The 5,735-nt window shown below is 47.2% G+C and carries 7 protein-coding genes; 3 read left to right on the forward strand and 4 right to left on the reverse strand.

The genetic code is table 11. The annotated features are described in order from the left end of the window. Both Q0241_RS05215 and Q0241_RS05220 read left to right on the forward strand, forming a co-directional pair. Positions 1–1,198, forward strand: a 1,198-nt coding sequence (locus Q0241_RS05215) for a mandelate racemase/muconate lactonizing enzyme family protein (RefSeq protein ID WP_299374182.1), incomplete at its 5' end; no start/stop codon positions are given. An 81-nt stretch (positions 1,199–1,279) separates the two neighbouring features. Further along, positions 1,280–2,203 (forward strand): NAD(P)-dependent oxidoreductase, encoded by a 924-nt coding sequence (locus tag Q0241_RS05220; protein ID WP_299374184.1) that lies wholly within the window; start codon positions 1,280–1,282, stop codon positions 2,201–2,203. Positions 2,204–2,270: 67 nt separating this feature from the next. Here the strand turns inward: Q0241_RS05220 and Q0241_RS05225 are convergent, their stop codons facing one another. After that, complete coding sequence (locus Q0241_RS05225; RefSeq protein WP_299374187.1) at positions 2,271–2,738, reverse strand: NAD(P)H-dependent oxidoreductase; 468 nt, start codon at positions 2,736–2,738, stop codon at positions 2,271–2,273. Between the two features lie 102 nt (positions 2,739–2,840). Here Q0241_RS05225 and Q0241_RS05230 point away from each other — a divergent pair, with 102 nt between their 5' ends. Next, on the forward strand, positions 2,841–3,554 hold the full coding sequence (locus Q0241_RS05230; RefSeq protein ID WP_299374190.1) for an SDR family oxidoreductase: 714 nt from the start codon (positions 2,841–2,843) through the stop codon (positions 3,552–3,554). A 77-nt stretch (positions 3,555–3,631) separates the two neighbouring features. Here Q0241_RS05230 and phnE (Q0241_RS05235) read toward each other — a convergent pair whose 3' ends face one another. From phnE (Q0241_RS05235) to Q0241_RS05245, 3 genes are all read right to left on the reverse strand, one after another. Further along, a complete protein-coding gene (gene phnE, locus Q0241_RS05235) occupies positions 3,632–4,450 on the reverse strand; it encodes a phosphonate ABC transporter, permease protein PhnE (protein ID WP_299374193.1) in 819 nt (272 codons plus the stop codon). After that, positions 4,450–5,256, reverse strand: coding sequence for a phosphonate ABC transporter, permease protein PhnE (gene phnE / locus Q0241_RS05240; RefSeq protein WP_299374195.1), 807 nt, complete (start codon positions 5,254–5,256; stop codon positions 4,450–4,452). Before phnE (Q0241_RS05240) ends, phnE (Q0241_RS05235) begins: the two co-directional genes overlap by 1 nt. Beyond that, positions 5,253–5,735, reverse strand: a 483-nt coding sequence (locus Q0241_RS05245) for an ATP-binding cassette domain-containing protein (RefSeq protein ID WP_299374198.1), incomplete at its 5' end; no start/stop codon positions are given. The genes phnE (Q0241_RS05240) and Q0241_RS05245, both read right to left, overlap by 4 nt.

Consider the following 5,735-nt stretch of genomic DNA (forward strand, 5'->3'; position numbering starts at 1 on the left):
TATTGAGGCCAAAATGAAAATTACCGAGTTAAAAACGTTCGTTGTCGGCAATCCTCCCCCTCATTTTGGTGGCAAGTACTGGATTTTCACAAAACTCATAACTGATACAGGCATCGAAGGGATCGGAGAAGTCTATTCCGTCCCTTTCCATCCCAAAGTTGTCGAGGCCATGATTGATGACATGTTTTCGCGACACGTCGAAGGCATGGATCCTTTCAAAATCGAAACACTCTGGCGACGAGTATATTCCGGTGGCTTTACACAGAGAACCGATATTTCGACAATGGGTATTCTAAGTGGTCTAGAGACAGCCCTTTGGGATATTATTGGTAAAGCCCTCGACAAACCTGTGTATGAGCTTCTGGGCGGACAGGTCCATGAGAAGCTCAGATCCTACACCTATCTTTACCCGCAAGAAGGTGACACGACAGACGTTTATATGGATGCCGATCTGGCGGCGGAACGTGCCGCTGATTATGCAAAACAAGGCTTTACTGCTGTTAAGTTTGACCCTGCAGGACCTTATACAGCGTTTGATCCCCGGCAACTTTCGCTGGAGGAATTGGATCGCTCTGAAGAATTTGCCCGAAAAATTCGTGAAGCTGTTGGGAATAAGTGTGATCTCTTGTTTGGAACCCATGGTCAAATGACCGCTGCCGGAGCAATAAGACTGGCAAAACGTCTGGAGCCTTATGACCCGCTTTGGTTTGAAGAGCCAACACCACCAGACAATCAGGAAGAAATGGCCAAGGTCGCACGCGGCACCTCTATTCCCATTGCAACGGGCGAACGACTTGCCACAAAATATGAATTCCAGCGCGTGCTACAAAGCGGTGCGGCTTCTATCCTCCAGTTTGCACTGGGTCGGGTTGGTGGCATCCTTGAAGCCAAGAAAATTTCGGCTATGGCAGAAGCAAGCTATGCGCAAATTGCCCCTCACCTCTACTGTGGTCCCATTGAAGGCGCCGCCAACGTTCAGATCGGGGCCTGTAGCCCGAATTTCCTTATTCAGGAAAGCATCCAACAATGGCAGGGTTTTCATTCTGAAATTCTGAAAAAACCCATGGTTTGGGAAGACGGCTATATTATCCCATCCAAAGAGCCGGGGATCGGCGTTGAATTGAACGAGCAGGTTGCTGAGGCCAATCCTTACAATGGGAAGGCCCTGCATCTGGAAATGCATCCAGACCCTGTTTGACATTAAGCCTTGGTTTAAAAATATAATAATAAAACGTCAGTCCTGATCTTTGGCAGGCTGAGCATTACGGGAGCGCACACAATGAAAATTGGCTTTATCGGTCTGGGAAGTCTTGGTGAACCTTTGGCAATGAACCTTGTCACGGCAGGTTGTGATGTCACGGTAACAGATCTCAACAAACAAGCAGCAAATCGCTTACTCGAGGCAGGGGCAAAATGGTCAGATGATGTCGCCGGAACCTGTAACGGTGCCGAAGTTGTTATTACCGCCCTTCCATCCCCTGCTGCATCAAGAATTGTGGTCGAAGGTGATAACGGTGTGCTCGAAAACCTAACGTCCGGCGCAACCTGGATAGAAATGAGCACCACAGATTTCGAAGACCTGCAACGCCTGACCGACCTGGCAAAAACAAAGGGCATTGATGCTTTGGAGTGCCCCGTAACCGGCGGTGTTCACAGGGCGCATTCTGGTCTGATCACAATCCTGGTCGGTGGCGAGGAAACCATTTACGACAAGATAAAACCTGTGTTGAAAATCATGGGTGGCGAAATTCTCTACATGGGACCGACAGGCCACGCCACCGTTGTTAAAGTCGTAACAAACATGCTTGCCTTCATCAATCTTGTCGCCGCAAGCGAAGGCATGATGCTCGCCCGTAAATATGGTGTCGATATGGATGCAATCTGGAAAGGTATTCGTCACAGTTCGGGCAATTCTTTTGCTCATGAAACAGAATCAAAGCTTATTCTTAGCGGCAGTTACGACGTCAACTTCCCCATTGATCTTGTCCTAAAAGATCTGGGTCTTGCACAGGATATCGCAGATAAAACAGGCGTCCCGCTAGAACTTGGAAGCGCAACACAACAGATCTATCGTCGGGCGAAAGGACTGTTTGGGGGTACGGCGCAGTCGCCGGAAGTCGCGAAAATGATCGAACAGGCCTGTGGCATAAAAATGCGTGCCGACGGCTACCCTGTAGAACTCACAGAAGAAAACGCTGGATAAACTCAAACACGGTAGACAGTTATTACTTTTAGGTTAAATATGCTTCGGCACGATCAACAGGTTTCTATTAAAAGATACCAGCCTCTAGCCCCGCGGCCATCAACATGCCAAGTTCTTCACATTGATTTTCAAACTCTGATTTATAGTCACCGCGACAGATCAATGCGTCTTCCTGCACAGGGGTCCAACGTAAGCCAGTAATAATCGTCTCAACAGCACGTTTGGTCCCGGTTCCATCATGCCCTGCCCTGATATAGATACCATAAGGCAAGCCTTGCTTTTTCTCAAGACAGGGATAGTAGATACGGTCAAAAAAATCCTTCAAAGCCCCGCTCATATAACCTAGGTTTTCGGTGGTTCCCAATATAATGCCATCCGCCTTCAAAACATCCTCAGCATTCGCCTCAAAAGGGCTTCGCACCACCACTCTTATTCCCGAGACATCAGGGCTTGTTGCTCCTTTAACCACAGCATCACGCAGAATTTCTGTATTGGGCGAAGGAACATGTCCGACGATAAGAAGGTTTTTATTCATGAGGCAAAATCTTAAAAAGGATGGCTACACTTATTACTGTTACACCAGTAAGATAACACTAATCGTTTTATTATCAGATTTATTTCGAAAGCTCACCTAAACATGTCCCAACAAAGTGCATCCCACGAGAATAAAGTTGTTTTGATTACTGGTGCGACCAGCGGCATTGGCCTAGCAACCGTCGAAAGGCTTAAAGAAGCAGGATATCGCCCCGTTTTAACCGGACGCAACCCCGACAAGGTAAAGATCTGTGCCGGAAAACTTAGCATACCCGGCTATCAACTGGATGTAGCTAACGAAGAAGAGTGCATCCGGATTGTTAAAACCGTTGAACAGGACATCGGACCTGTTTGGGGATTGGTGAACAATGCTGGCATTTGGCTAGAAGGTGCTTTTGAAAACTATAACACCGCTGATATTCGCGCTGTTATGGATACCAACACCCTCGGCACCATGTTTATGACCCATGCCGTGTTACCAAACATGTTAAATCAAAAATCTGGGGCAATTATCAACGTTGTCTCCACAGGCGCCCTATATTGTCGGAAATCCATTTCCGTCTATGCCGGAAGCAAGTGGGCTATACGCGGTTTCACGGGATGCATGGAAGTTGAATGCGCCCCGAAAGGTGTTCGAGTCATGGGGTTTTATCCGGGAAAAGTTGATACTAACATGTATTCAACTGCCGGAATCGACAGAGATCTGGACGTAGCAATGACACCAACAGATGCCGCCAGCATGATCGAACGCATGTTAACTGACGAGAAAATTCTGTGGGGCCACGTATCAGGTCGCAGCATTAATGATTATTTATAAGCTCACCTTATTCAGCATAAACAAAAGGCCTCGAAATCGTTTTCGAGGCCTTTTGTCATGTGAACGGTTTTCTCTTATTAGATGATTGCAGCACGTACCTTGGCAGAAACCATTTCGCTAAGGATCACAGCCGCAAAAATAACCAGCAAAATCAAAGAAACTTGTGGCCACGCCAGAACACTAAGGGAAGATTGCATCTGCAAACCAATTCCCCCTGCTCCAACCAGGCCAAGAACCGTTGATTCGCGGATATTAATATCCCACCGGAAAACAGTAATTCCAGCAAAAGATGGCATGATCTGTGGAACGATAGCATAGGCCATAACTTGCCATCTGCTCGCGCCCGTCGCCGTTATTGCCTCTACCTGCTTCTCATCAATCTCTTCAATCGCCTCATAAAGAAGCTTTGCACAAAACCCGATAGATCGCAGAGCAATGGCAATGGTTCCGGCAAAAATCCCGGGACCAATAATCGCCACCAATAACAAAGCCCAGATCAGGGAATTGATTGAGCGTGAGGAGACAATGATCAATAAGGCAGGCCACCGACATAAAATCTGATGCGGTGTTGTGTTCCGTGCAGCCATAAAGGCAACAGGGACAGCAATGATCAAGGACAGAACGGTCCCGATTGTTGCAATGTTAATCGTATCCCAAAGAGGTTCCCATAGCTCATTGATATAGGACCATTTGGGCGGCATTGCCCGACCACCGATGTCACCTGCAATTCGCGGAGCATCAACAACAAAGAACCAGGTCGTAGCTTCAGAGATTGTCTGCCAGCAATAAACAATCAAAGCGACAGCTACAAAGTATACGAACCAACGCGTTAACTGGGTATTTCGATCGCGGACGGCCCAAATTTTTTGACCATTTTTATTTGTAGATATAGCCATTATTGTAACCTCGCCCGAATAACGCCAGAGAGATATTCAAGCAGCATAACAATGGCAATAATCATAATGATGATTGCCGCTGCTGTATCAAACTCATAACGATCAAACGCCGTATTTAATGTCGCGCCGATACCACCAGCCCCAACCAAACCGAGAATCGCAGATTCACGGAAGTTAATATCCAGCCTGTACATAGACAACCCGATCAAACGCGGCATTACCTGTGGCTGAATGCCATAAGTAACCCATTGCCACCAACTAGCCCCTGTCGCTTTAATTGCTTCGGCCTGTGAACGGTCTGTATCTTCGATATCTTCCGCAAGCAACTTTGCAAGAAAGCCAATTGTTGCAAAAGACAACGTCACAAACCCGGCAAAAGGCCCGAAACCAAAGATAGCAACCAATAGAATGGCAACAATGATTTCGTGTAACGCACGAGAAATTGCAATAATTCCCCGGCAAATAAAATAAACTGGTAAAGGTGCTATATTTCGCGCAGCCCCAAGACCAATTGGGATCGAGATCAAGATACCACAGGCCGTTGACGTTATTGTCATAATGGCAGATTCAACCATCCCATCAATAATATCTGACTTCCGGCTTAAAAAATCTGGCTCAGAAAAAGCAAGTATAAACTGCCAGCCACGATCTAATCCCTCGTAAACCCGCGACCAATTTACATCGAACGAGCCAAACGCCAGCACAAGGTAAATTAAGCACCCAGTGGTCAACCCCCAACGCATAAGAGGGTTTTTGATCATCGGCGGCTTTCGCCATTTGCGCGAAGCAGTCATCGAAGCGCTCATGCAACAGCCCCCTGTTCCGCCTCGTCGTCCTCATCCACGGCTTCGATGGTCGCTTCCCAATCTTCTTCACCATAAATTTCAGTTAAGATATCCGGCTTAAGTTGATCGGGTGGGCCGTCATAAACCACTTCGCCAAAACGTAGGCCAATAACCCGCTGAACAAACATTTGCGCCAAAGCAACATCGTGAATGTTAATAATTGCCGCAAGATTACGTTCCGCACAGAGTTCACAGATCAATCGCATAATTTGACGTGATGTTTTCGGATCAAGAGAGGCAGTTGGTTCATCGACTAAAAGAAGTTCCGGATCCTGAATCAAGGCGCGCGCAATACCAACACGCTGTCTCTGACCACCAGACAACTCATCTGCGCGTTTGTCCGCCATATGATCCAGACCAACCCGTTCTAACAAACGAAAAGCTTCATCAACATCGCTTTGCGGATATTTACGGAGAAAAGAACGCCAGAAACCAACGTA

Source organism: uncultured Kiloniella sp. (genome assembly GCF_937128705.1).
Lineage (GTDB): Bacteria > Pseudomonadota > Alphaproteobacteria > Kiloniellales > Kiloniellaceae > Kiloniella.

Excerpts from the sequence above, each read along its gene's own strand:
- phnE (WP_299374195.1), bottom strand. The coding sequence starts at position 5,256 with ATGAGCGCTTCGATGACTGCTTCGCGCAAATGGCGAAAGCCGCCGATG.
- Q0241_RS05225 (WP_299374187.1), bottom strand. The coding sequence starts at position 2,738 with ATGAATAAAAACCTTCTTATCGTCGGACATGTTCCTTCGCCCAATACA.
- Q0241_RS05230 (WP_299374190.1), top strand. The coding sequence starts at position 2,841 with ATGTCCCAACAAAGTGCATCCCACGAGAATAAAGTTGTTTTGATTACT.
- Q0241_RS05220 (WP_299374184.1), top strand. The coding sequence starts at position 1,280 with ATGAAAATTGGCTTTATCGGTCTGGGAAGTCTTGGTGAACCTTTGGCA.
- phnE (WP_299374193.1), bottom strand. The coding sequence starts at position 4,450 with ATGGCTATATCTACAAATAAAAATGGTCAAAAAATTTGGGCCGTCCGC.